The sequence below is a fragment of the Arthrobacter sp. FW306-05-C genome (genome assembly GCF_021801725.1).
Classification (GTDB): Bacteria; Actinomycetota; Actinomycetes; order Actinomycetales; family Micrococcaceae; genus Arthrobacter.
This window is the reverse complement of the sequence record NZ_CP084556.1, coordinates 2,662,266-2,684,509: the sequence shown is the minus strand read 5'-3', so window position 1 is coordinate 2,684,509 and position 22,244 is coordinate 2,662,266. Positions and strand designations below refer to the sequence as shown.

General features: G+C 67.8%; 19 protein-coding genes. 11 read left to right on the top strand and 8 right to left on the bottom strand.

Translation table 11 applies throughout. The features are described from left to right. Window positions 1–28 precede the first annotated feature (28 nt). From LFT44_RS12410 to LFT44_RS12400, 3 genes are all read left to right on the top strand, one after another. On the top strand, window positions 29–1,207 hold the full coding sequence (locus LFT44_RS12410; RefSeq protein WP_236798733.1) for an exonuclease SbcCD subunit D: 1,179 nt from the start codon (window positions 29–31) through the stop codon (window positions 1,205–1,207). Further along, the gene (locus LFT44_RS12405) at window positions 1,204–4,329 is read left to right on the top strand and encodes an AAA family ATPase (RefSeq protein WP_236798732.1); all 3,126 of its coding nucleotides are present in this window, start codon (window positions 1,204–1,206) and stop codon (window positions 4,327–4,329) included. Before LFT44_RS12410 ends, LFT44_RS12405 begins: the two co-directional genes overlap by 4 nt. 83 nt (window positions 4,330–4,412) lie before the next feature. Beyond that, the gene (locus LFT44_RS12400) at window positions 4,413–5,738 is read left to right on the top strand and encodes an MFS transporter (RefSeq protein WP_236798731.1); all 1,326 of its coding nucleotides are present in this window, start codon (window positions 4,413–4,415) and stop codon (window positions 5,736–5,738) included. Between the two features lie 57 nt (window positions 5,739–5,795). Here LFT44_RS12400 and LFT44_RS12395 read toward each other — a convergent pair whose 3' ends face one another. Beyond that, window positions 5,796–6,530, bottom strand: coding sequence for an IclR family transcriptional regulator (locus LFT44_RS12395; RefSeq protein WP_236798729.1), 735 nt, complete (start codon window positions 6,528–6,530; stop codon window positions 5,796–5,798). A gap of 248 nt (window positions 6,531–6,778) precedes the next feature. On the opposite strand from LFT44_RS12395, the gene LFT44_RS12390 reads away from it, so the two are divergent. Beyond that, the gene (locus tag LFT44_RS12390) at window positions 6,779–8,113 is read left to right on the top strand and encodes an MFS transporter (RefSeq protein WP_236798727.1); all 1,335 of its coding nucleotides are present in this window, start codon (window positions 6,779–6,781) and stop codon (window positions 8,111–8,113) included. Between the two features lie 69 nt (window positions 8,114–8,182). On the opposite strand, the gene LFT44_RS12385 is transcribed toward LFT44_RS12390, so the two are convergent. The 3 genes from LFT44_RS12385 to LFT44_RS12375 all read right to left on the bottom strand — a co-directional run bounded on the left by LFT44_RS12385 (window position 8,183) and on the right by LFT44_RS12375 (window position 11,234). Further along, window positions 8,183–8,830 (bottom strand): phosphoribosyltransferase, encoded by a 648-nt coding sequence (locus tag LFT44_RS12385; protein WP_236798725.1) that lies wholly within the window; start codon window positions 8,828–8,830, stop codon window positions 8,183–8,185. 88 nt (window positions 8,831–8,918) lie between these two features. Beyond that, window positions 8,919–9,746: an alpha/beta fold hydrolase gene (locus LFT44_RS12380; RefSeq protein ID WP_236798723.1), complete on the bottom strand. Its 828-nt coding sequence runs from the start codon at window positions 9,744–9,746 to the stop codon at window positions 8,919–8,921. Window positions 9,747–9,827: 81 nt separating this feature from the next. After that, window positions 9,828–11,234, bottom strand: a complete 1,407-nt coding sequence (locus LFT44_RS12375) for an amino acid permease (RefSeq protein WP_442863747.1) — start codon at window positions 11,232–11,234, stop codon at window positions 9,828–9,830. A gap of 327 nt (window positions 11,235–11,561) precedes the next feature. Between LFT44_RS12375 and LFT44_RS12370 the strand changes: the two genes are divergently transcribed. The 5 genes from LFT44_RS12370 to LFT44_RS12350 are packed head-to-tail and all read left to right on the top strand — an operon-like array spanning window position 11,562 to window position 17,447. Next, window positions 11,562–12,272 (top strand): NUDIX hydrolase, encoded by a 711-nt coding sequence (locus LFT44_RS12370; RefSeq protein ID WP_236798721.1) that lies wholly within the window; start codon window positions 11,562–11,564, stop codon window positions 12,270–12,272. Beyond that, window positions 12,269–13,573 (top strand): quinolinate synthase NadA, encoded by a 1,305-nt coding sequence (gene nadA, locus LFT44_RS12365; RefSeq protein ID WP_236798720.1) that lies wholly within the window; start codon window positions 12,269–12,271, stop codon window positions 13,571–13,573. Before LFT44_RS12370 ends, nadA begins: the two co-directional genes overlap by 4 nt. Beyond that, window positions 13,573–15,363, top strand: a complete 1,791-nt coding sequence (locus tag LFT44_RS12360) for an L-aspartate oxidase (RefSeq protein ID WP_236798719.1) — start codon at window positions 13,573–13,575, stop codon at window positions 15,361–15,363. The genes nadA and LFT44_RS12360 overlap by 1 nt, the downstream gene beginning before the upstream one ends. Continuing rightward, a complete protein-coding gene (gene nadC, locus LFT44_RS12355; RefSeq protein WP_236798714.1) occupies window positions 15,356–16,273 on the top strand; it encodes a carboxylating nicotinate-nucleotide diphosphorylase in 918 nt (305 codons plus the stop codon). The genes LFT44_RS12360 and nadC overlap by 8 nt, the downstream gene beginning before the upstream one ends. 7 nt (window positions 16,274–16,280) lie before the next feature. After that, entirely contained in the window at window positions 16,281–17,447 is a 1,167-nt protein-coding gene (locus LFT44_RS12350) for a cysteine desulfurase family protein (protein ID WP_236798713.1), read from the top strand. A gap of 34 nt (window positions 17,448–17,481) precedes the next feature. Here LFT44_RS12350 and LFT44_RS12345 read toward each other — a convergent pair whose 3' ends face one another. Together LFT44_RS12345 and LFT44_RS12340 are read right to left on the bottom strand one after the other, a co-directional pair. Beyond that, the gene (locus tag LFT44_RS12345; RefSeq protein WP_236798712.1) at window positions 17,482–17,970 is read right to left on the bottom strand and encodes a GtrA family protein; all 489 of its coding nucleotides are present in this window, start codon (window positions 17,968–17,970) and stop codon (window positions 17,482–17,484) included. A gap of 86 nt (window positions 17,971–18,056) precedes the next feature. Continuing rightward, window positions 18,057–18,734: a DUF1684 domain-containing protein gene (locus tag LFT44_RS12340; RefSeq protein WP_236798710.1), complete on the bottom strand. Its 678-nt coding sequence runs from the start codon at window positions 18,732–18,734 to the stop codon at window positions 18,057–18,059. Window positions 18,735–18,905: 171 nt separating this feature from the next. On the opposite strand from LFT44_RS12340, the gene LFT44_RS12335 reads away from it, so the two are divergent. Continuing rightward, complete coding sequence (locus LFT44_RS12335) at window positions 18,906–19,730, top strand: hypothetical protein (protein WP_236798708.1); 825 nt, start codon at window positions 18,906–18,908, stop codon at window positions 19,728–19,730. 71 nt (window positions 19,731–19,801) lie between these two features. Beyond that, window positions 19,802–20,608, top strand: coding sequence for a transglutaminase-like domain-containing protein (locus LFT44_RS12330; protein WP_236798707.1), 807 nt, complete (start codon window positions 19,802–19,804; stop codon window positions 20,606–20,608). Here the strand turns inward: LFT44_RS12330 and LFT44_RS12325 are convergent. Continuing rightward, window positions 20,605–21,078 carry a MarR family winged helix-turn-helix transcriptional regulator gene (locus LFT44_RS12325; RefSeq protein ID WP_236798705.1) on the bottom strand — a complete coding sequence of 158 codons (474 nt, stop codon included), beginning with the start codon at window positions 21,076–21,078 and terminating at the stop codon, window positions 20,605–20,607. The genes LFT44_RS12330 and LFT44_RS12325 overlap by 4 nt on opposite strands. Beyond that, entirely contained in the window at window positions 21,078–22,187 is a 1,110-nt protein-coding gene (locus tag LFT44_RS12320; protein ID WP_142133480.1) for an LLM class flavin-dependent oxidoreductase, read from the bottom strand. The genes LFT44_RS12325 and LFT44_RS12320 overlap by 1 nt, the downstream gene beginning before the upstream one ends. Window positions 22,188–22,244 lie beyond the last annotated feature (57 nt).

Genomic DNA, 22,244 nt, shown 5'->3' with positions numbered 1-22,244 from the left:
TGTCAGTGGCTGCCGATAGCTTAGGAACATGCGGTTACTTCACACCTCGGACTGGCATCTTGGCCGTTCGTTCCACGGCGTTGGCATGCTGGACGCCCAGCGTGCCTTTGTTGACCAGCTGGTGGCAGCGGTCCAGCGCGACGGCGTCGACGTCGTCCTGATTGCCGGGGACGTATACGACCGCGCCCTCCCGGGCGTGGACGTGGTCCACCTCCTTGACGACGCGCTGGTCCGGCTCACTGCCGCAGGTGCCAAAGTGGTCCTCACCAGCGGCAACCACGACTCCGCCATCCGGCTCGGCTTCGCGTCCCGGCTGCTGGAGCGTGGGGGAGTGCACCTGCGCACCAGGGTGGAAGATTTGGCCCAGCCTCTCCTGCTTCCGCTGGGAACCGATGCGGCCGGCAAGGACGCCGTGCTGGCGCTCTACGGTATTCCGTGGCTGGAGCCCCGGCTCGTCAGTGAGCAGCTCGGGGTGGAAACGGCGAGCCATTTCGAGGTCACCCGTGCAGCAACCTCCCGGATCCGGGAGGACATTGCCCGCCGGTCGGAGTCCGCCACCGTCCACTCGGTGGTCCTGGCCCACACGTTCGCCAGCGGAGGCATCAGTTCGGACAGCGAACGGGACCTCAGCATCGGTGGGGTGGGCGCGGTGCCGCTGGACCTGTTTGACGGCTTCAGCTACACGGCGCTGGGTCACCTGCACGGCCGGCAGGAACTGTCCGGTTCCGTCAGGTATTCGGGCTCTCCGCTGGCCTATTCCTTCTCCGAGTCCACCCACCGGAAGGGGGCATGGCTCGTGGACATCGGTCCGGAAGGAGTCGCCGCTGTGTCGGAGGTCCAATGGGAAGCCCCGCGCGCCCTGGCTGTACTGCGGGGAGAGATGGAGGACCTCCTGGCTGAACCCGCCCACACCTGGGCCGAAGCCGCCTATTGCCAGATCACCTTGACCGACGCCCAGCGTCCCGCCCGCGCGATGGAACGGCTCCGCACCAGGTTTCCGGACACGCTGGTCCTGGCATTCGATCCGCAGGGCGGGGCGGCCACCGCGCAGGCCAGCTATAGCAGCAGGCTTGCCGGGGCACCGGATGACCTGTCTCTCTGCTGCGGCTTCCTGGAACACGTACGGGGACGGAGCGCGGACCAGGCGGAAAAGGCTGCGCTTGCCGCCGCCCTGGAAAACGTCAGGCTGCAGGAGGCATCGCGGTGAGGATCCACCATCTGCGCATTTCGGGGTTCGGCCCTTTCGCGGGCACCGAGGACATCGACTTCGACCGGCTTAGTGCCCATGGTCTTTTCCTGCTGAACGGACCTACGGGTGCGGGAAAGACCAGCGTGCTGGATGCCATCTGCTTTGCCTTGTGCGGGTCTGTTCCCGGGGCCCGGCAGGACGGCAAGCGGTTGCGCAGCGATCACGCAGAGCCCGGGCAGGAACCGGCCGTCACGTGTGAGTTTTCCGCGCAGGGCCGGCGCTTCGAGGTGACACGCTCCCCGGCCTGGGAGAAGCCCAGTGCCAGGGGTAAGAACGGCTTCACGGTTCAACAGGCCAAAACACTGCTCCGGGAGCGGGTGGACGGAACGTGGTTGGAAAAGTCGGCCCGCAACGATGAAGCGGGAGCCGAAATCATGGCGCTCCTGGGCATGGACCGTGAACAGTTCACCCGCGTGGTAATGCTGCCCCAGGGTGACTTCGCTGCCTTCCTCCGCTCCAAGGCTGCCGACCGACTGGACCTGCTGCAGAAGCTTTTTGGTACCCAGCGGTTTGAGGCCCTGGAACAGGAACTGTCCCGCCAGTCCGCTGCCGCCCGCGAGGACGTGGCGGCCCTGTCCGGGCAGCTCGGACTCCTGGCCTCCCGGGCGGAAACCGAAGCCGCCCCGTTGCAGCTTCCGGAGGACGACGCACCGCCCGCCGAAGATGTTCCCCGCCGCCTTGCATGGCTGCAGGCTTCCACCGCGCGGCGCCTTGAGGAACTGAGGGACCGCGCCGCTGCCGCGGAGGCCGCAAGCCAGGACCGCCGCAACGAGGCAGATCAGGAGGCCGCGCGGCAGGGGAGGAACCGGAAACTCCAAGCTGCCATCGAGCGGCAGGAGGCAGTGAAGGAAGGGGCCCAACGGCAGGAGGAGCTTCTGTCCCGGCTCAGGCGCCACCGCCAGGCCGAAGTCCTCCAGGGGCAGCTGCAGGTGGTGGACGCCGCATCGGCCAAGGTGCGCAGTGCTGCAGCCGGCGCCGAATCCGCCATGACGCTGCTCCGGCTCGCCGTTGGCGATGGCGGGGAACTGGCCCAGCTCGGCCTGGAAACGGCGGCGGAAGCTGCCGATGCGGTGCTGGAGTCCTCCACTTCCGCCGAAACCGCCGGAGCCGGTGAACGTGGCGGTGCCGCCAAGGACGGCATGCCCGGGGCCGCGGAAGAACTCGGCCGGCTGCGTTCGCTGCTGGCGGTGGTCGAGGCGCGGCTGCCGGACGAGGACAAGCTCCGGGACCTCCGAAAGCGGCACCAGGCACTGTCCGGGAAGCAGGCAGAACTCCAGCAGGCCGCGGAGACGCTGGGCAACACCGTCTCGCAGCTGCTGGTGGAACGCGAACAGCTGGTGGACGGCATGGACCGGCTGGAAACCCGGTCCACCGACGCCGCACTTCGCCGCAAGGAAGCTGCCGCCGCCGCGGAACTGCTGGACGTGGTCCGGCGCCACGGTTCCGCCGTTAGGGCCCTGGGCCTCGTCAGGGCCCGTCACGGAGACTCGCGGGAGAACCTGTTGGAGGCCAAGCGCCGCTGGTTGGACGTGAGGGAGGCACGCCTGGCCAATGCGGCATCCGAACTGGCCGCGAAGTTGGTTGATGGAGAACCCTGCGCCGTCTGCGGCAGCGGCCACCATCCCAGCCCCGCAGATGCCGGCAGCGGAGGTCCCGGCCTGGCCCAGGAAGAGGAGAAAGCCCACGACATTTACGAGGCTGCGGAGGCAGCCCACGCCTCGGTTACCGCCGAACTTACCCAGGCTCAGCAGGCGGTGGCTGTCCTCGCCGGACAAGGCGGAAACACCCCCGAGGCAGAGGCCCGCGCTGCCGCGGACGGTGCCCTCGCTGCGGCAAACGACGCCGAGCAGGCAACGGAGGAACTCCAGGGCAGGCGGCAACGGCTCGAAGTACTGGATGCGGGCATTGGTCAGGCCCGGTCCGGCATGGCCGAAGCCGAGGCGGACCTCTCCCGGGTCGCTGCCTCCCTGGCCGAGCTGGCTGAACAGGCGGCTTCATTGGACAAAGGCCTGGCAGGGCTGCGCGGCGGCCACCGCAGCCTGGACCGCCGGTTGCGGGCACTTGAGGAAGCCGTAGCGGTCCTCGATAAAGCGGTCGAAGCGCAGGCGCGGCTGGATGCTGCACTGCTGCAGGCTGCTGAAGCGCGCGAACACCTTGAGCGTGCCCTGCCGGAGGCCGGCTTCGCCACAGTCGCCGACGTCCGTGGCCAGCTCCTCGGAGCCTCTGAAGCCGCGGCCCTGGACGCCGCAATCCGTGCTTTCCAGGACGAAGCCGCCCGGGTGGCCGGATTGTTCGAGTCCGAGGACATCGTGTTGGCAATGGCTGAAGCCGCGGAGGGCTTCCAGATGGACGAGGAACGGCTGGCAGAAATGCGTGCGGGAGCGGCGGCTGCCCAGAACGACGCACGGGAGGCGGATTTGGCGGCGGGTCTGGCGGACCGCTGCCTGGCCTCGCTGACGTCAATTGCTGCTGAATACGAGACGCTGGTCTGCTCGTCACGGGAGCCCGCGGAGAAGGCACAAATGCTCGCCGGACTGGCTGATGCGGCGTCCGGTCGGGGCGAGAACACCTACCGGATGAGCCTCAACAGCTACGTCCTGGCCGCCCGGCTGGAACAGGTGGCCCTCGCCGCGTCGGAACGGCTGGTGGCCATGAGCGATGGTCGCTACCTGCTCCAGCACACGGACGCCAAAGCCGCCCGCGGTGCCAAGTCAGGGCTGGGGCTTGAAGTGGTGGACCAGTGGACGGGCTTCCGCCGGGATACGTCCACCCTGTCCGGCGGCGAGTCCTTTATGGCGTCGCTGTCCCTGGCCCTGGGCCTGGCGGACGTTGTCCAGCAAGAGGCCGGAGGAGTTGAAATCGAGACCCTGTTCGTGGATGAGGGCTTTGGAAGCCTGGACGAACAATCGCTGGAACAGGTGATGGATGCCCTTGAAGGGCTTCGCGACGGCGGCAGGGTAGTGGGCCTTGTCAGCCATGTAGCCGAGATGAAACAGCGGATCGGCACGCAGCTGCAGGTACTCAAGAGCCGGAACGGCTCCACGCTCCGGATCTCCGAAAGCCTGGACGCGCTCGCCTGACCGGGGCCGATATACTGTAACGCGTTACCGGGTTGCGCGCATCGGGAGGAGGGACGGTGCGCACCGACTGAACGAGCCCGGAATTGACCACACAATCTACTCCTTCAAGCACCAGCGACACCCCTGCCCGCGTCACCGCCGCGAACCCGGCGGAAGGGAAAGCGCGCGGACGCTTTTCGCGCCTCCCGCAGCTGGCAGGCCGGAGCTTCATCCCTCTGGGACTCTTCGCCCGGCTTCCCCTGGCGATGCTCACCATGGGCACACTCACCCTCGTCACTTCCGTCAGCGGCTCCGTTGCCGCGGGCGGAACAGCCGCGGGCGCGGTGGGCATCGGCTCGGCGCTTGGCGCGCCGCTGCTGGGATCCTTGGCAGACAGGAGGGGACAGCGTCCAGTCCTGTTGCTCGCAGCTGCGCTCAATACCCTGGCGGTACTGGCCCTGGTGCTCGCCGCCAATGCCTCTGCGGCAGCCGAAGGTTTTCCGCTTGCTGTGCTGGCAGTTGCCTTCGCTGCCGGCGCCACCAGTCCCCAGGTGGGCCCCCTGGCGCGGGTGCGGTGGATGTCCCTGACGGCCAGCGCGGACGCTACGGCTCCGCGCCCCGATCCTGCCCGTGACCTGGATACGGCCCTCTCCTACGAAAGCACCGCAGACGAGGTGACGTTCGTCCTGGGACCGGCACTGGTGGGAATCCTGGCCAGCCTCGTTGCGCCCTGGCTTCCGCTGGCACTGGCCGCGGCCATGACCATCACGCTTGTACCGGCCTTCGCAGTCCATCCCACCCACCGGGCGGTTCCGGCCGCCCGCCGGTACCGCCGTGGGCAGCGCCATGCTGAAACGGGCCGGGGCGCAGCAAAGCTGCCGTGGGTGGTGGCCCTGCCCGTCTTTGCCATGGTGTGCATGGGGACCTTCTTTGGCTCTACCCAGACTGCCCTCAGCGCCTTCTCCGCTGGGCTCGCCGGCACCGAAATCGCGGGGCTGCTGTACGCCGTCATGGGGCTCAGCTCGGCTGCCGCGGCACTCTCAGTTGCCTATTGGCCCCGCCGCGCCGGGCTCGTGCTGCGCTGGGTGCTCTGTGCTGTCCTGATGGCGGGACTGGCCGTCCTGCTGCTGGTGCCGTCGTCGCTTTCCATGATGGCGGCGGTCCTGCTGCTTCTCGGGCTGCCCGTGGGCCCGGTGATGGTCACTGTCTTTGCCGTGGGCGGAAGGGTGGCTCCCGCCGGCATGCTGGGCACCGTCATGACCGCGCTGGCCAGCGGGATTGTCGCCGGAACCGCCCTTGGATCCTCTGTTGGCGGGCAGTTGGCGCAGCTGCACGGGCACGGTGCCGCGTTCCTTGTCCCGGTCGGCGCCGCGCTGGCGCTGGCACTGCTGGGTGCGGCAGCCGCCGTCGTGCTCCGCCGAAAGGCCTGACAGCACACCCGGCACGGCGCATCCCGGCCCGTCCGGCCGCTGGTTCGACCTGTTCTGCTACGCGAGCTGGCTCTCGATCCGTGCCGCGCTTTCGGCGATGGCCGCGCCCACGGCTTCCGGGTCCTGGGCGGAACGGATATAGACGACGGCGAGTGCGGCCGGACGTCCGCCGGGCACCCGGACCGGGGCTGCGAGTGAGGAGACCCCGGCAATGACCTCGTCGTGGCTGGCCGAGTAGCCCTTCCTCCGCGCTTCCACCGCCTCCGGCCGGTACGGGATCCCCGTGTCCAGCCGGTCCCACTCCGGCTCGGTAAGGGCCGATTGGATGGCAATACCGGGCGCCCCGGCGTTGATGGGGTGGCGCGTGCCGGGACGCTGGGCCACGCTCGCCCCCGAATGCCTCGGTTCGACCGTAACAAGCGTGATGCAATCGTGGTGGTCCCAGACCGCCACGAAGGCCGTCATGTCCAGCGAGTTTGCCAGCTGGGTGAGCTCCGGGAGGGCGGCGCTCTGAAGGTTGCGGGAGACGCCGCGGGCCAGGACCGCAAGGCCGGGTCCAGGCTGGACCCGGCCGGCGTCGTCGCGGACCAGGAGGGAATGGTCTTCGAGGGTGCGCAGGATCCGGTATGCCACCGAACGGTGGACGCCCATGGCCTCGGCCAGCTCGGCGATGGTCAGCGGTCCGGAGGCAGCTGCAAGGATCTCCAGCGCACGGATGCCGCGCGACAAAGTCTGGGAGGGCGAAGCCTGCGGCACCGCTCCGGCCTGTGCTGCGGCTGCTGGAGGAGTCATGTGTCCATCCTAGGTTGCGGTCCACCGGGTGACCCTTGTCTCACTTCGCGTGAAGCGGTAGTGTCCTGTATACGAACTCGCAGTTCAAATATAGAACATCTATTTCGAGTGCGCATGCCTCGTGAAAATCCCCGGAGTTCGTGTTCCGCATCACAATTTCGTAGTACCCTACTAACTAACTGACCGTTCTGTCGGTAATTCTGAAGGCGTCCGGGTGGCATTGCTGCCCAATAAACAATGGAGTTTCAATGACCACACCTTCCAAGGTGGATACCCTCGCTGGTCCCAGCAGCCGGCGTGAGGAGCGCAAGGTCCTCGCCGGCACCCTGGTCGGCACCACTATCGAGTGGTACGACTTCTTCATCTTTGCCCAGCTGACGGCAACGCTGCTGTCACCGCTGTTCCTCGCACCCTTGAACGAATCCAACCCCGGCCTGGCCCAGATTCTCTCCTTCGCCCTCATCGGCATCAGCTTCCTGTTCCGCCCCCTCGGCGCCGTCATCGCAGGGCACCTGGGCGACCGCCTGGGCAGGAAGGCCATGCTGGTCTTCACCCTGGTAATGATGGGCGCGGCCACTGCCCTCATCGGCATGCTGCCCACCTATGCGCAGATCGGCGCCTGGGCTCCTGTGCTGCTGATCCTGCTGCGGGTCATCCAGGGCTTCTCCGCCGGCGGTGAATGGGGCGGTGCAGCCCTCATGGCCGTGGAGCACGCACCAATCAACCGTCGTGGCCTGTTTGGCGCCTACCCACAGATTGGCGTGCCCGTGGGCATGATCCTGGCCACCGGCCTGCTGTTCTTCCTCAACACGGGCATGTCCAAGGAAGACTTCGCGGCCTGGGGCTGGCGCGTGCCGTTCCTGCTCTCCATCGTCCTGATCGTGGTTGGCTACCTGATCCGCCGGGCCGTCGCCGAGAGCCCGGTCTTCCAGGAAATGGCCCTGCGCAAGAAGGAGAGCAAGGCGCCCCTGGGCGAGCTGATCCGGAACCACAAGCTGCCGGTGCTGTACTCCACCCTGATCTTCATCGGCAACAACGCGGCAGGCTACCTGCTTATTGCGTTCTTCATCTCCTACGCCACCAAGACCCTGAAGATGCCCACCCCGCAGATCCTCCTGGCCACCACGCTGGCGTCCTTCGGTTGGCTGATCTTCACGCTGGTGGGCGGATGGCTGTCCGACCGCATTGGCCGCGTCAAGACCTTCCTGATCGGCTACGCCATCGTCTTCGCATGGATGATTCCGATGTTCGCCTTGATCGACACCAAGAACATCATGCTCTACGGCGTCGCCCTGTTCGTCCTGACCGTGGGCCTGGGCCTTTCCTACGGACCCATGTCCGCCATGTACGCAGAGATGTTCCCCGCCAACGTGCGCTACTCCGGCATCTCCATCGGGTACGCCTTCGGCGCCATCCTGGGCGGAGCCTTCGCGGCCACCATCGCGGAATCGCTGCTGCAGGCCACCAGGTGGACCGGCTCGATCGGCATCTACATCATGATCCTCTGCGTCATCTCCGCCGTCGGCGTGGTGCTGGCCAAGGAAACCAAGGGCCGTCCGCTGGGGGTCAGCAGCCACCACTAGTCCCCGCCGTCCCCAACTGAAGCAGACCCGGACCCCTTTGGGTCCGGGCCTGCTTCGTATCCTGATCGGTCAGGTAGCCAGCAGCCTGACCGCGTCGGCGTCGCTCAGTTGCGGAAAGTGCCGGTAGTAGCTGCCCACGGCCCGGAACTTGCCGGGCAGGTGCAGGCAGATCACCGCGTCGCACACCCGCTCAAGCGATGCCTGTGCGTCAACCGAACCCACCGGGGCGGCAGCAACCACCGCAGCAGCGCCACCTTCCCGCAGGGCCTCGACGGCAGCGCGCATCGTAGCGCCAGTGGCCAGGCCGTCATCCACCAGGAGCACGGTCTTGCCCGCCACGTCCATGCCGGCTCTCGGGTACAGCTCCGCCCGGCGAAGCAGTTCGGCCCGCTCGCGGTCTTCCACGGCGTCCAGCGCTTCCTGGCGAACCCCGTGTTCAAGGACCCGCTCCAGCAGCGGCTTGTTGATCAGCCGGACCGTGCGGCCTCGAGCCAAGGCCAAGGCACCGTACGCGGTTTCCTCGTGCCCGGGGATCCCCAGCTTCCGCACCAGGACGGTGCCCTGGGGCAGGCGCAGCTCCGTTGCCGCGGCCGCCGCGACGGCGATGCCCCCGCGGGCCAGGCCCAGGACCACGGTGTCAGGGCGTTCCCGGAATTGGGCCAGGGCAGCGGCAAGGCGTTGTCCGGCCTCCGTACGGTCTTCGAAACGCGTCCCCATGTGTCCTTTCCGGCGCTCTGTCCCTCACCGCTGCGGCCTGCCGTCGGCGTACCGTTCCCATGGCCGCCGTCGGCAGCCCGCGTGCCGCTTAGGCAGCCAGGAACGAAATCGCGGCCTGCTTGAAGGCCCGGCTGGTGATGGCGTTGGTGTGGTTCCGGCCCGGGAGGATCACTTGCTCAGCCGTCGACCCTGCGCCGCGGGCCAGTTCGGCAAGCTTGGGCAACGTGGCAGCGCGTTCGTCCTTGTCTCCCGCAACCAGCAGCATCGGAACGCGGGGGACCGCTTCGGCCGGGTCATAGGGTTCGGCCTTGATGGCCTCCACGAGGGACAGGAGCGCGAAGACGTTGTTGCTGGGCAGCAGCAGCGCCATCTTGAGCAGCTGGGCGGTGGACTCGTCCTTGATCGGAGTGCCGTCGGCGAGGTAGTCCTGGGCGGCTACCAGGTCGAAGGCCGCCAGCGGATCAGAATCGTTGGGGCCGCCGAGCACCAGCCGGTGCACCAGTTCGGGCTGGGTTGCGGCGAACTCCCAAGCGAGCCGGGAACCCAGGGAATAGCCCACCACGTCCAGCCCGCTGGAAGGATCCCCGTCCTGCAAGGGGCGCGCGCCGGCGTCGAAGGCTGCCTGCAACAGGTCCGCGCGGATCCGGCTGGGGGAGTAGGAATCCATGTCCTCGGGGGCACCGCTGCGGCCGTGGCCCGGCAGGTCGACGGTGATCACGCGGCGTCCGGCGTCGAGCAGGGCAGAGACCCATCCCGTGTCCTCCCAGTTGAGCTTGGACGAGGAGGAAAAGCCGTGCAGCAGCAGGACCGGCCGGAGGCCTGCGTCAGCCGCGGGTTCATGGACCGCCACATACAATTGCGGGTCGGTGCCTTCGACGGTGTGCGCCTGCTGCTGGCCGCTGTGCCTGCCGGTCATGGTGTCAGTTCCCCAATCAGGTACGGCGCCTGGGCGGGCCCGGCGCATCGGTGCGTCTTCTGTGGAAAGGTAGGCACCACTCTACCTGTTGACGGCCTGCTTCCTGCCGGTCAGGCGGGCGCCTGCGGCGCAGGCCAGTGCGATGCCGGCGATCAGGGTGAAGGTGCTGAAGAGCTGCACGCGGCTGGCGTCAGCACTGAACCCGACGGCGAAGATGAGTCCCAGCAGCACCAGCCCCAGGATGGTCAGGCCGGGAAAGCCCTTCATCCGCAAGGGCAGCGGGGTCCCGTCCCGGTCCGCCCGCCGCCGGAGGACCAGCTGGGACACCAGGGCGCTGCCCCAGACCACCAGGCACGTCGATCCCACCAGCTGGAACAGTGCGGGCAGGATACGGTCCGGGAACAGGAGTTCCAGGACGGTGGCCACGAAGCCGAAGGCCACGGAGACCGCCACCGCGGGCACGGGCACGCCGGCACGGTTGAGCCGGGTCAGGACGCGGGGGGCCTCGCTCCGCTGGGACAGGGAGTAAACCATGCGGGAGGCGCCGTAAAGGTTCGCGTTCAGCGCTGAGAGAAGTGCGACGACGGCCACCAGGGTGATGGCGGTGGAGGCGCCAGGGATCCGGGCGGCATCCAGAACGCCGGCGAAGGGGGAAGCAAGGCTTTTGGAAGTGGCGGGAAGGACGGCGGCGATGACGAAGACGGAGCCGATGTAGAAGACCAGGATCCGCCACACCACCGTGCGGATGGCCCTGCCTACGCTGCGTTCCGGGTCCTCGGTCTCGGCTGCCGCCACCGAGACAATCTCCGTGCCGCCAAATGCGAAGATCACCACGAACAGGGCCGCAGCAACGCCGCCCAGGCCCTGCGGCGCGAAGTTGCCGGTGAGGTTTTGCGGGCCAGGGGAGTCGACGCCGGGGAGCAGGCCCAGGAGCAGCGCTGCACCGACTCCAAGGAACAGGATGATGGCGGCCACCTTGAGGATGGCGAACCAGAACTCGAACTCGCCAAAGTTCCGGACCCCGGCCAGGTTGATGGCGGTGAAGACCACCATGAACAGCAGCGCCAGGGCCCAGACCGGGACCACCGGCCAGACGGAGAACAGCAGCCCGGCCGCGCCCAGGGCCTCGGCTGCGATCACCACCACCAGCTGCAGCCACCACAGCCAGCCGATGGTGGCACCTGCCGTGCGGCCCAGCGCGCGCTGGGCATACACCGAGAAGGCTCCGCTGTTCGGATGTGCCGCCGCCATCTCACCGAGGGCCCACATGACCAGGATGATCAGCGTTCCGGCCACCAGGTAGGAGATGAGGACTGCCGGCCCTGCCGCCTGGACACCCGCGCCCGACCCCAGGAACAACCCGGCCCCGATGGCACTGCCGAGCCCCATCATGGTCAGCTGGCGGGGCTTCATGCTGTGGACGGCCGAGGCCTTGGACGGGGGGCTGGACGTGGTGGTCGATGGCGTGTGGGCAGACTTCATCGTCATGGGCAGGTGCACCTTCTGGGGTGGTTGGGTCCGGGGGGAGGCCCGGGGGTCCTTTTGGGACCTATTGAATTTACCGCTTCTGAAAGGCTGCCCGGAAACCGGAGGGCGAAGTCCGCAGCCGGCGGCGCGCGCCCGTTGCAGCAGTCCAAGCGCGGCCGGCACCTGATGTGAAGGCTCCATGCCCAGGGTGGCTTGGAAATGTGCGGGCAGAAACATTTCCCTTTCGGGGACGCCCGGCCGTAGAATTAGTTTTGGTCAAGATGACCATAACTAGCGATGACCGCCTCCAAAGCGGGCAGTCGAGGATGACGGAAGGCGGTGGGACGGGTGTACTACAGCTCGGCTAATGTTTCCGAGCGGCAGGCCGCGCCGCCGTCGTTGGCCATCTCCACGGTGATCTTCGCCCTCCGGCCCAGTGCCACCTCCGGCCGTCCCACCCTGTGGCTTCCCCTGGTGCGCCGCATCCGGGAGCCGTTCAAGGGGTTGTGGGCCCTCCCGGGAGGCCCGCTCAGCCACGACGAGTCACTCCAGGACGCCGCCGCCAGAAACCTGCGGGAAACCACTGGGCTTGCACCGAGCTACCTTGAGCAGCTGTACGCCTTCGGCGGCCTCCACCGTTCACCCACCCAGCGCGTGGTCTCCATCGTCTACTGGGCCCTGGTCCAGCCCACGGAAGCAGCGCTCGCGGACGAGTCCGAAAACGTGAAGTGGTTCCGCGCGGACCGCCTGGGCGAGCTGGCCTTCGACCACAACGCCATCGTGGACTACGCGCTCTGGCGCCTGCGCAACAAGCTGGCGTACGGCTCGGTGGCGTACCACCTGCTGGGGGAATACTTCACACTGGCCCAGGTCCGCGAAGTCTACGAAGCCGTCCTCGACCGCCAACTGGATCCCGCCAACTTCCGGCGGCAACTCAAAGCCACCCCGGAAATCGAAGAAACCGGGGAATACCTCCAGGGCGGCAAGCACCGCCCGCCACGCCTCTACCGCTTTACCGGCCGGCCAGGCCTTGACCCAGACAACAGGAGCACACCATGAGCAGCGTCAACACGGCAATCCAGCTGATCACGCGCGAACAGGCCGAAAAAGGCGCAGCCGCTGAACGCAGCACCTGCAGCCCGGCGCTGGCCAAGGGCCCGTGGGATTACGACCTGGCCGAGGCGCTCGCAGGGGTCCCGGCCTATGGCCCGGGTGCATCCAGCGCCGATCCGGCACCGGCCACCACACCGCGCCAGGGCCAGCTGCCGGAAGAGTACAAGCTGGCCGGCGAGGCCGAGCTCGGGGAGCGCATCAAAGCTGCCAAGGCCGCCCTGGGAGACCGGGCGGTGATCCTGGGCCACTTCTACCAGCGGGATGAAGTCATCCAGTACGCGGACTTCGTGGGCGATTCCTTCCAGCTGGCGAACGCCGCACTGACCCGCCCGGACGCGGAGGCGATCATCTTCTGCGGCGTCCACTTCATGGCTGAAACGGCGGACATCCTCTCCACGCCGGAGCAGGCCGTGATCCTGCCCAACCTCGCCGCCGGCTGTTCCATGGCCGACATGGCGGACGCGGATTCGGTGGAGGAATGCTGGGAGCAGCTCGAAGACATCTTCGGGACAGAGCCCGACGCCGAAGGCCGGGTTCCGGTCATCCCCGTCACCTACATGAATTCCTCCGCAGCCCTCAAGGCGTTCTGCGGCGAACACGGCGGCATTGTCTGTACCTCCTCCAACGCGAAAACGGTGATGGAGTGGGCCTTCCAGCGGGCCCAGCGCGTGCTGTTCTTCCCGGACCAGCACCTTGGACGCAATACCGCCAAGGCCATGGGTGTGCCGCTGGAGCAGATGCCCATGTGGAACCCGCGCAAGGACCTGGGCGGCAATGACGAACAGGCGCTGTTGGGCTCCCGGGTGATCCTCTGGCACGGGTTCTGCTCCGTGCACAAGCGCTTCAGCGTGGCGCAGATCCAGAAGGCCCGGGCGGAGTTCCCCGGCGTCCAGGTCATCGTCCACCCCGAGTGCCCCATGGAGGTGGTGGACGCAGCGGATTCCGCGGGTTCCACGGACTTCATCAAGAAGGCCATCGCCGCCGCCACCGAGCCCACCACGTTCGCCATCGGCACCGAGATCAACATGGTGAACCGGCTTGCCGCCGAGTACCCGCAGCACACCATTTTCTGCCTGGACCCGGTGATCTGCCCATGCTCCACCATGTACCGCATCCACCCCGGCTACCTGGCCTGGGTGCTGGAGGAACTGGTGGCCGGCCGCGTGGTCAACCGCATCACAGTTGACGACGAGGTACAGGCCAACGCCAGGATTGCGCTCGAACGCATGCTCGCGGCGAGGCCCTGATGGCAAGCCGCCTCGCTGTCATCGGAAGCGGCATCGCCGGCCTGTACGCAGCGCTCCTCGCCGCCGATGCCGGCGCTGACGTGGTGCTCCTGACCAAAGGCGCGCTGGACCAGAGCAACACCTGGTACGCGCAGGGCGGTATTTCCGCTGTACTGGCCAAGCCCGCGCCCGGGGACACCGTGGCTGCGCACATCGCGGACACGCTCCGTGCCGGTGCCGGGCACTGCAACGAAGCCGCCGTCCGGCTGATGTGCACGGAAGCACGCCGCGATATTGAGGGCCTCCAGTGCTACGGAGTTACCTTCGATGCAGGGCAGGCGGGGGCAACGCAGGCTGAAGCAACGTACGACGGCGGCCCGGCCCTTGGGCTCGAAGCGGCCCACAGTGCCCCGCGCATCCTGCATGCAGGCGGAGACGCCACGGGTGCGCGGGTCGCCGGCGCGCTGATCCAGGCAGTGCTGTCCCGGCGGGACGAAGGAAAGCTCACCCTCCTCGCACATGCCCGCGCAACCTCCCTCGTCACCCACCGCGGAAGGGTGACCGGACTGGAGTACCTGCAGGACGGCCGGACCAGCAGGCTGGACGCGGACGCCGTCCTGCTCGCCACCGGGGGAGCGGGCCAGCTGTTCGCCCAAACCACCAACCCCGCCGTGGCCACCGCCGACGGACTGGCGCTCGCCGTCCGCGCCGGGGCAGCCACCGCAGACCTGGAATTCTTCCAGTTCCACCCCACCTGCCTGGTCAGCTCCGCCACCGCCCTCCCTGACCGGTTGGACGGCCCGCTGCTCATCTCCGAAGCGGTGCGCGGCGAAGGCGCCATCCTGCGTGACTCCGGCGGCCGCCGCTTCATGCAGGCCTACCACCCCGATGCCGAGCTGGCGCCCCGCGATGTCGTCTCCCGCAGCATCGCCCTCCACCTGGCCAAGCTCGGCGACCCCACAGGCCACGTCTACCTCGACGCCCGCGTCATCGAGCAGGCCAGGGGGGAAGGCTTCCTGCAGCAGCGGTTCCCCACCCTCACCCGCAAGACCCTCGACGCCGGCATCGACTGGACCCGCGAACTGGTCCCCGTCGCCCCCGCCGCCCACTACTGGATGGGCGGGGTACGCACCGACCTCTCCGCCCGCACCACCGTTCCCGGCCTCTACGCCGCCGGGGAAGCTGCCTGCACGGGCGTCCAAGGGGCAAACCGGCTGGCCAGCAACTCCCTCCTCGAAGGACTCGTCTTCGGCCGCCGCGCTGTTGAAGGCTTCCTCTCCGGTGGCCGGGGCTGGGACGCGTCCCGCGGCAGCGATGCTCCGCGTGCTGCCTCGGCCGCGGGCGGCCTCCGCTTGACGCACGCTTCCGCACCCCTGCCGCGAAACGCGAGTGCGCCCGTCACCGTCCCTGCTGCTTTAGAAGGCGGGGCGGACCTCTCAGGTGCGCCCGCCGGGAGTTGGCCGTTCAGCTCCGGTGGGGGAGAGGAGGTCGGGGAGCCCTTTTCTCGGGAGGCTCTTCGCCGCCTCATGACCTCGCATGCCGGGGTGCTGCGCTCCGGGGAATTGTTGGCTGAGGCCGGCCGCACGCTTGAGTCCTGGGCCGGCGTCGTCCGTCCGCTCTCCTCTGCTGGCCTCTCCCCTGTTGACCCTGGGGTTCTTGAGGACCGAAACCTTTTGCTGGCTGCGCGGCTGCTTGTGGCCGCTGCCCTCAACCGCCGTGAATCCCTGGGGGCGCACTACCGCGATGACGGCCCCGACCAGACTGAACCTTCCTACCCTCCGCGCCTGAAAGCGAGCCTGCTCCATGACTGAATCCGCCGTGATCGACCTCGCTGCCGCCGCGCGTCCGGCACTGGACCTCACGCTCCCGTCGGCCCCCGTCCGGGAGATCCTCGAACGGGCCTTCGCCGAGGATGCGCCAGGCGGCGACATCACCTCGCAGTTGCTTATACCGACGCATGCCCGTGCCACTGCCGTCCTCAACGCCCGTGTCCCCGGTGTCCTTAGTGGCGCCACCGTGTTCCGCGACGCCATGCAGCTGGTGGACCCCGACACCCGGGTGGAGCTCCTGGTGGCGGACGGAGAAAGGTTCGACGCCGGCACGCACCTCGCCCGGGTCAGCGGCGCCGCACGCTCTGTACTGATGGCAGAGCGGGTGGCGCTGAACCTGGTCCAGCGGATGTCCGCCATCGCCACGAAGACTGCAGAGTTCGTGCGGCTCACCGAGGGCACAAGGGCCCGCATCACCGACACCCGCAAAACTACCCCCGGCCTGCGCATCCTGGAACGCCTCGCGGTCAGGTGCGGCGGCGGAGCAAACCACCGCTACAGCCTCTCCGACGCCGTCCTGGCCAAGGACAACCACCTCGCTGTGATGACCGGGGGAGACCCTGCAAAGCTCACGGAGCTTCTGCTGGCGGCCAAGGCGCAGCTGGGCCACACCACGCACTTTGAGGTGGAAGTGGACCGCATGGACCAGATCGAACCCGTGCTGGCCGCGGGAGTGGACACCATCATGCTGGACAACTTTTCGGTGCCGGAGCTGAAGGACGGCGTTGCGCTCGTGGCCGGACGTGCCCGCGTGGAAGCCAGCGGCAACGTCAACCTGAACACGGTTGCCGCCATTGCCGCGGCAGGCGTGGATGTCATCTCCGTGGGCGCGCTCACCCACACTGTGGCCGCCCTCGATCTGGGCCTTGACGTTGAATTGACCGCCGGGTGAGGCTGCCGTGATCTTCCTTGACGCCGCCGCCACCACCCCCGTCCGCCGGGAAGTGCTGGACGCCATGTGGCCCCACCTCACCGGCGGGTTCGGGAACCCGTCCAGCCACCACACCCTCGGTGAGTCGGCCGCCGCGGCGCTTGCGGGGGCGCGGTCAACCGTGGCGGGGGTCCTTGGCTGCCGGCAGGGCGAGGTGGTGTTTACCTCCGGCGGTACCGAGGCGGACAACCTGGCCGTCAAGGGAATCGCCCTGGCCCGGCAGGCGAAAAACCCGCAGCTGGACCGGGTGGTGATCAGCGCCGTCGAGCATCCTGCCGTGGAGGAATCCGCGCGGTACCTGGAACGCTTCCACGGCTTTACCGTGGACGTGGTGCCGGTGGACGCCGCCGGCCGTGTCACGCCGGAGGCCTTGGCAGCCGTGTTGCGTCCGGAAACCGCCCTGGTGAGCATCATGTACGCCAACAACGAGGTGGGAACCGTCCAGCCCATCCCCGCGCTAACGGAACTCGCCCATGTCCGGGGCATCCCGTTCCATACCGACGCCGTCCAGGCCGCCGGATGGCTGCCGCTGGACACCAGATTCCTGGGCGTGGACGCCATGAGCATCTCCGGGCACAAGCTCGGCGCACCGAAAGGCTGCGGCGCACTGTTTGTCCGGAGCCGCACCCGGCTGGAACCGGTCATCCACGGCGGCGGCCAGGAGCGGGGCCGCCGTTCCGGCACCGAAAATGTGGCAGGGGCGGTGGGGCTGGCTACTGCCCTCACGCTTGCCCAGGACCGCCAAGCGGAGCAGCAGGCACGGGTGGAAGCACTGCGTGACGGGTTCATCGGCGCCGTGCTGGCAGGAGTGCCCGACGCCGTCCTCACCGGCCACCACTCGGAACGCCTCCCGTCGGTGGCCTCGTTCTGCTTTCCCGGAACCAGCGGTGAGTCGGTTCTCCTGGAACTGGAACGGCGCGGCGTGGTCTGCTCCAGCGGCTCGGCCTGCGCTGCCGGGTCCGATGCGCCGTCGCCCGTACTCACCGCCATGGGGATTTCCGCCGAGGTGGCCCAGACCGCTGTCCGATTCAGTTTCGATGCTTCAGTGACGCAGGAGGACCTGGACGCTGCAGCGGTTGCCGTCCAGGCGGCAGTCGGCAGCGTCAAGACCCTGGGCACGGGCCAGCGCTCCTGACCGTCCCGGCCTCCGGGTCAGCGGTGCCGTGCAATCAGCGGTGCCGTGCCCGGCGGAAGATCCAGTGCCGCAGCATGCTGAACCGCACCGCCGTGGCCAGGAACCCGGACAGCGTGGTGGCCACGAGTTCGTCCCCTACCGTGGCGGCCGGGTTGAACCAGTGCAGTACGCCCAGGCTGCTGCCGGTGATTACCAGGGCCACGCCGATCACCACCAGGCCGTTGAGGTGATCCCGCGTGCGGCGTTGCTGGCCCGCGATCTTGAAGGTCAGCCGCCGGTTCAGTGCCGTGTTCAGCAGGGATGTGAGGATCAGCGCCACCGCGTTGGCCAGCTGGGCGCCAAGCCAGGGCCGCAGCAGCGCGTAGATCCCCAGGGATGCGGCCGTGCAGATGACGCCTACACCGGAGAACCGGATCAGCTGGCGGACGACCGGAAAGCGCAGGATCCCCCGGTAGTGCCTGGTGGCGGGAAGGCGCCGGGTGGTGGTCTCCGGTCCTGGGGGTGCTGACGTTTCCTCCCTCACGCGGCCGCACCCGCAGCATGGTCAGTGCAGCAGGCCGTGAACGCGGACGGATGGCGCGCAGGGCGCAGGGAAAGACCCGCCACAGGTCAGTACAGCTCGCCCACGGGGATGTCCACTGCCAGCCGGTTGGACGGTCCGGGCAGGGGACAGGCCCATGCCTCGTTGTAGGCGCAGGATGGGTTGTAGGCGAAATTGAAGTCCAGGACGAAGGTGGCGTCGGGACCGCTGCCGTTGACACCGTGGAAGGCACCCTTGATGGTGTCCAGCAGGTAGCGGCCGGCCCCGTAACTTCCGCCCGGCTGCCCGGCCGTGGCATCCCGGAACGGAACGAAGATGCCGCCGCCGTAGCCGTGGATCTTCCATACCCCCAGCTGGCCCATTTCCGGAAGATCGAAGGTGCCCAGACGGACAAGGTGGACCACGCCGTCGGTCCCCGTGTCCACGCTCAATTCCCGGCCGGCGCCTTCCTTGGTCAACGGGACGTGGAAGCGGTAGATGGGATCGTAGTCGGCAGTCTTCAGGCCGGAGAACCGTGCCTTGTCCGCGGCAGTCAGCGCGGATGCGGGGTGCGTGGCGAACATCAGGTCCCGCTGGTGGCGCCAGTATGAGTGCGCCTCGGACGGGCTCTCCGCGGAGATCCGGCGGACGGCGTCGTACAGCGCAAAGGTCCGCAGACGCCAGTCGGCGACGTCCACGGCGGACATGTTCAGGGCGGAGGTGTCCGCGGGATTGTCTTCAGCTGCGCCGTTCTGCTCTTCCGCCATAGCTTCCAGCCTAGTCCCAGCCCGGGGTGGTAAATGTCCGACGGCGGCACGCCGGGCAGGTGCCAGGGCTGGGGGCTGCCCAGGTGGTTGGCGGAGGGGGGCGCCAGCAATGCGAAAAACACCCCCGCGTATGCGCAGGGAAGCGGACGGAGCGCCGCTAGGCTGGCTTTCATGACAGGCAAGGCAGCGTCCACCCTTCTTTCCGGCGCATCACTTGTTGCCGCCGCAATCCTGCTGGCGGCCTGCTCCGGGACACCGGCCGGAAGTCCTGGCTGGACAGCGCAGCCGGCATCATCGGGAGCGGCTGCGAACGGGGCGGCGACGCCGGGCAGCCCAACGCAGGAAGCGGCACCCGGAGCAAGCGGCAGCAGCCCCTCATCCACCTCCGCAACGTCTGCCGGGCCGCAGGGCGCTGCCACCGCCGCTGCCTGGAAGACGTTCTCCGATTCCGCCAAGACAGTCAGCTTCGACCTGCCGGCGGACTGGATCGCCCAGTCCGTACCACGGGAGGAGGGCGTCCTTCCCGGCGGCCTGAAGGTTGACGTGAAGAAGCCCGACGGAACATTCGTTGCCGCGCTCAGGACGGGACTCCCGCCGTCGTCCGGTGACTGCCCGGACAGCGCAAAGCACCCGTATACGGTGATCAGCAGCGTACCCTTCGAGCTCGCCGCGCAGGGCGGGGAGGGAACCATCCCGCCGCGGATGGTCTACCGGGTGATCCAGGGCTACCGCTACTTCGGCTCCTATGGCATCACCAACCTGGTGGGCGGAGCGGACGGGAAGGCCTGCGAGCTGCGAAATGTGGTGCGCGGCCCCGCAGGCAAGGGAGACTACTCCTTCGGCGACCTGGTGGCGCTTAAGGCCTTCGCTCCGGACGAGAAGGTGGCTCCGGCCAAGGCCTTCGACACCCTGGGCCAGGCCGCACAGTACGTCAACGAGAGCAGTGACTTCGCCAACGTGCAGCGGATGCTAATGTCGCTGAAGGTCAAGAACTAGTCCCGCTGCCCGCACTTACCAGGTGCCGGGGCAGGCGACTTTCCGTCCGCCCCCAACACCCCTGGAGAGACATGGAACGCTCTGTTTCCGCACGCCTGGTTTTCAGGACCATCGCCAACACCAAGGTGGCCATGGCCATCGCCGTAGCGAGGAACAGCGGCTACTCGTCATTCGAGGAATCACTGTCCGTGACTGCAGGCGGAGCGGACGTTCCGCTCACGGATGTTTCGGACCACCACGGCGGCCGGTTCCACTACATGGAGTTCGCCGAGCCCACCGATGTCACGGTGGAATACTCCGCCACGGTGACCGGGCGGGGCGTGCCGGAAGAGGCCAGCCTGGCAGACCGGATCCGGTACGTGCGGCCAAGCCGCTACGCCGAATCGGACCGGCTCCTGCCCACGTCGTACGCCGAGTTCGAGGGCGTTCAGGGCGCGGACCTGGTCCACGCCGTCCGCAACTGGGTCAACGGTGAACTGCGGTACATCAGCGGCTCCTCCCGCGGCACCGACGGTGCGGTGGAAACCCTGCTCAGCAGGCGTGGTGTCTGCCGGGACTTCGCCCACCTCGCCATCGCGCTGCTCCGTTCCAAGGACATCCCCGCCCGCTTGGCGGCCGTCTACGCCCCCGGCCTGAATCCCATGGATTTCCATGCCGTGGCGGAAGCCTATGTGGAGGGCGCCTGGCACATCATCGACCCCACGGGGCTGGCCCCGCGGGAGTCGATGCTGCGCATCACTGCCGGCCGCGACTCGTCGGACACGGCCTTCCTGTCCACGGTGGGCGGCAGCCTGGTGCTGAACCAGCTGCGCGTCACCGCGGTGGTCAACGGTGACCTGCCGGCCGAGGATCCCGCCCGGCTGGTCCAGCTCGGCTAGCGCTTCCGCGGCAGAGGCCCCAGAGAGTTCCGCAGTTTGTCCGTAAGCCGCATCAGTTCCTTTTGCTCGGCGGCCGTCAGGGCGGGACCCACCAGCGCCGAGATGTCCCGCACGTGCTCGCGGCCGATCTCCTTCTGCAGCTCCCGCCCTTCGTCGGTCAGCTTCAGCAGTACGCCCCGGCCGTCCTCCGGCGCGGGCATCCTGGCTACCAGCCCCCGCTTTTCGAGCCGCTCCACCAGCCTGCTCAGGCTGGACTGGCTCAACAGGACGTTGTCGTTGAGCTCGTTTAGCCGCAGCCAGCCGGACGGGCAGCGGGAGAGCGTAAACAGGACGTCGTACTCATTGAGTGCCACCTTCCGGAATGCCGGTGCGGACTGCAGCTTCCGCATCACGGCAACCTGGGCCCGGAACAGTGATTCCCAGGCTTCGGCCGCAAGCCGCACCGGTGATTCCGTTCCTCCCGCGGCCATTACGCCTCCGAGGTGGCTTCTGCGGCATCCTGCGATGCCAGCAGGGCCGCCACGCGGCCGGCGTGGGTGGGCGGCTCCGGGACGTGTGCGGGCTTGAGGGCCGCGTACTCCTTGCGCAGGACGGGCAGGACTTCCTCGCCGAACAGGTCCAGCTGTTCCAGCACGGTTTTCAGCGGCAGGCCGGCATGGTCGATCAGGAACAGCTGGCGCTGGTAGTCACCGAAGTACTCGCGGAACGTCAGGGTCTTTTCGATGACCTCCTGGGGGCTGCCCACGGTCAGCGGGGTCTGCGAGGTGAAGTCCTCCAGGGACGGCCCGTGGCCGTAGACGGGGGCGTTGTCGAAGTACGGCCGGAATTCCTTCACGGCGTCCTGGGAGTTCTTCCGCATAAAGAACTGGCCCCCGAGGCCCACAATGGCCTGGTCCGCCTTGCCGTGGCCGTAGTGTTCGTACCGCTCGCGGTACAGGCCGATCAGCTGCTGGTAGTGCTCCTTGGGCCAGAAGATGTTGTTGGCGAAGAAACCGTCACCAAAGTAGGCCGCAACCTCGGCAATCTGCGGGGTGCGGATGGAACCGTGCCATACGAAGGGCGCCACGCCGTCCAGCGGCCGGGGCGTCGAGGTGAAGTTCTGCAGCGGGGTGCGGAACTTGCCGGACCAGTTGACGGTGTCCTCATCCCAGAGCTTGCGCAGGAGGCTGTAGTTTTCGATGGCCAACTCCACGCCGTCCTGGATGTTCTTGCCGAACCAGGGGTACACGGGGGCGGTGTTGCCGCGGCCCAGGACCAGGTCCACGCGCCCGTCCGCGAGGTGCTGGAGCATGGCGAAGTCCTCGGCGATCTTCACGGGGTCGTTCGTGGTGATCAGCGTGGTGGCCGTGGAGAGGATGATCCGCTCGGTCTGTGCTGCGATATAGGCCAGGGTGGTGGTGGGGGAGGAGGAGAAGAAGGGCCGGTTATGGTGCTCGCCCAGGGCGTAGACATCCATGCCAATTTCCTCGACCTTTTTGGCGATGGCCACCGAGGCCTTGATACGTTCGTGCTCGGTGGGGGTGCGGCCCGTGGTGGGGTCCGTGGTGATGTCGCTGACGCTGAAAACACCGATCTGCATGACAATGCCTTTCCGTTCCTGGACTTGCTGGCTTGGTTCCACTCTAGACCAATTTAG

Coding starts and splice junctions, on each gene's coding strand:
- LFT44_RS12325 (WP_236798705.1), bottom strand. CDS start 21,078: ATGGCCGCGGGAGGAACGGAATCACCGGTGCGGCTTGCGGCCGAAGCC.
- LFT44_RS12340 (WP_236798710.1), bottom strand. CDS start 18,734: ATGGCGGAAGAGCAGAACGGCGCAGCTGAAGACAATCCCGCGGACACC.
- nadA (WP_236798720.1), top strand. CDS start 12,269: ATGAGCAGCGTCAACACGGCAATCCAGCTGATCACGCGCGAACAGGCC.
- LFT44_RS12410 (WP_236798733.1), top strand. CDS start 29: ATGCGGTTACTTCACACCTCGGACTGGCATCTTGGCCGTTCGTTCCAC.
- LFT44_RS12360 (WP_236798719.1), top strand. CDS start 13,573: ATGGCAAGCCGCCTCGCTGTCATCGGAAGCGGCATCGCCGGCCTGTAC.
- LFT44_RS12330 (WP_236798707.1), top strand. CDS start 19,802: ATGGAACGCTCTGTTTCCGCACGCCTGGTTTTCAGGACCATCGCCAAC.
- LFT44_RS12380 (WP_236798723.1), bottom strand. CDS start 9,746: ATGACCGGCAGGCACAGCGGCCAGCAGCAGGCGCACACCGTCGAAGGC.
- LFT44_RS12335 (WP_236798708.1), top strand. CDS start 18,906: ATGACAGGCAAGGCAGCGTCCACCCTTCTTTCCGGCGCATCACTTGTT.
- LFT44_RS12395 (WP_236798729.1), bottom strand. CDS start 6,530: ATGACTCCTCCAGCAGCCGCAGCACAGGCCGGAGCGGTGCCGCAGGCT.
- LFT44_RS12385 (WP_236798725.1), bottom strand. CDS start 8,830: ATGGGGACGCGTTTCGAAGACCGTACGGAGGCCGGACAACGCCTTGCC.
- LFT44_RS12390 (WP_236798727.1), top strand. CDS start 6,779: ATGACCACACCTTCCAAGGTGGATACCCTCGCTGGTCCCAGCAGCCGG.
- nadC (WP_236798714.1), top strand. CDS start 15,356: ATGACTGAATCCGCCGTGATCGACCTCGCTGCCGCCGCGCGTCCGGCA.
- LFT44_RS12320 (WP_142133480.1), bottom strand. CDS start 22,187: ATGCAGATCGGTGTTTTCAGCGTCAGCGACATCACCACGGACCCCACC.
- LFT44_RS12375 (WP_442863747.1), bottom strand. CDS start 11,234: ATGACGATGAAGTCTGCCCACACGCCATCGACCACCACGTCCAGCCCC.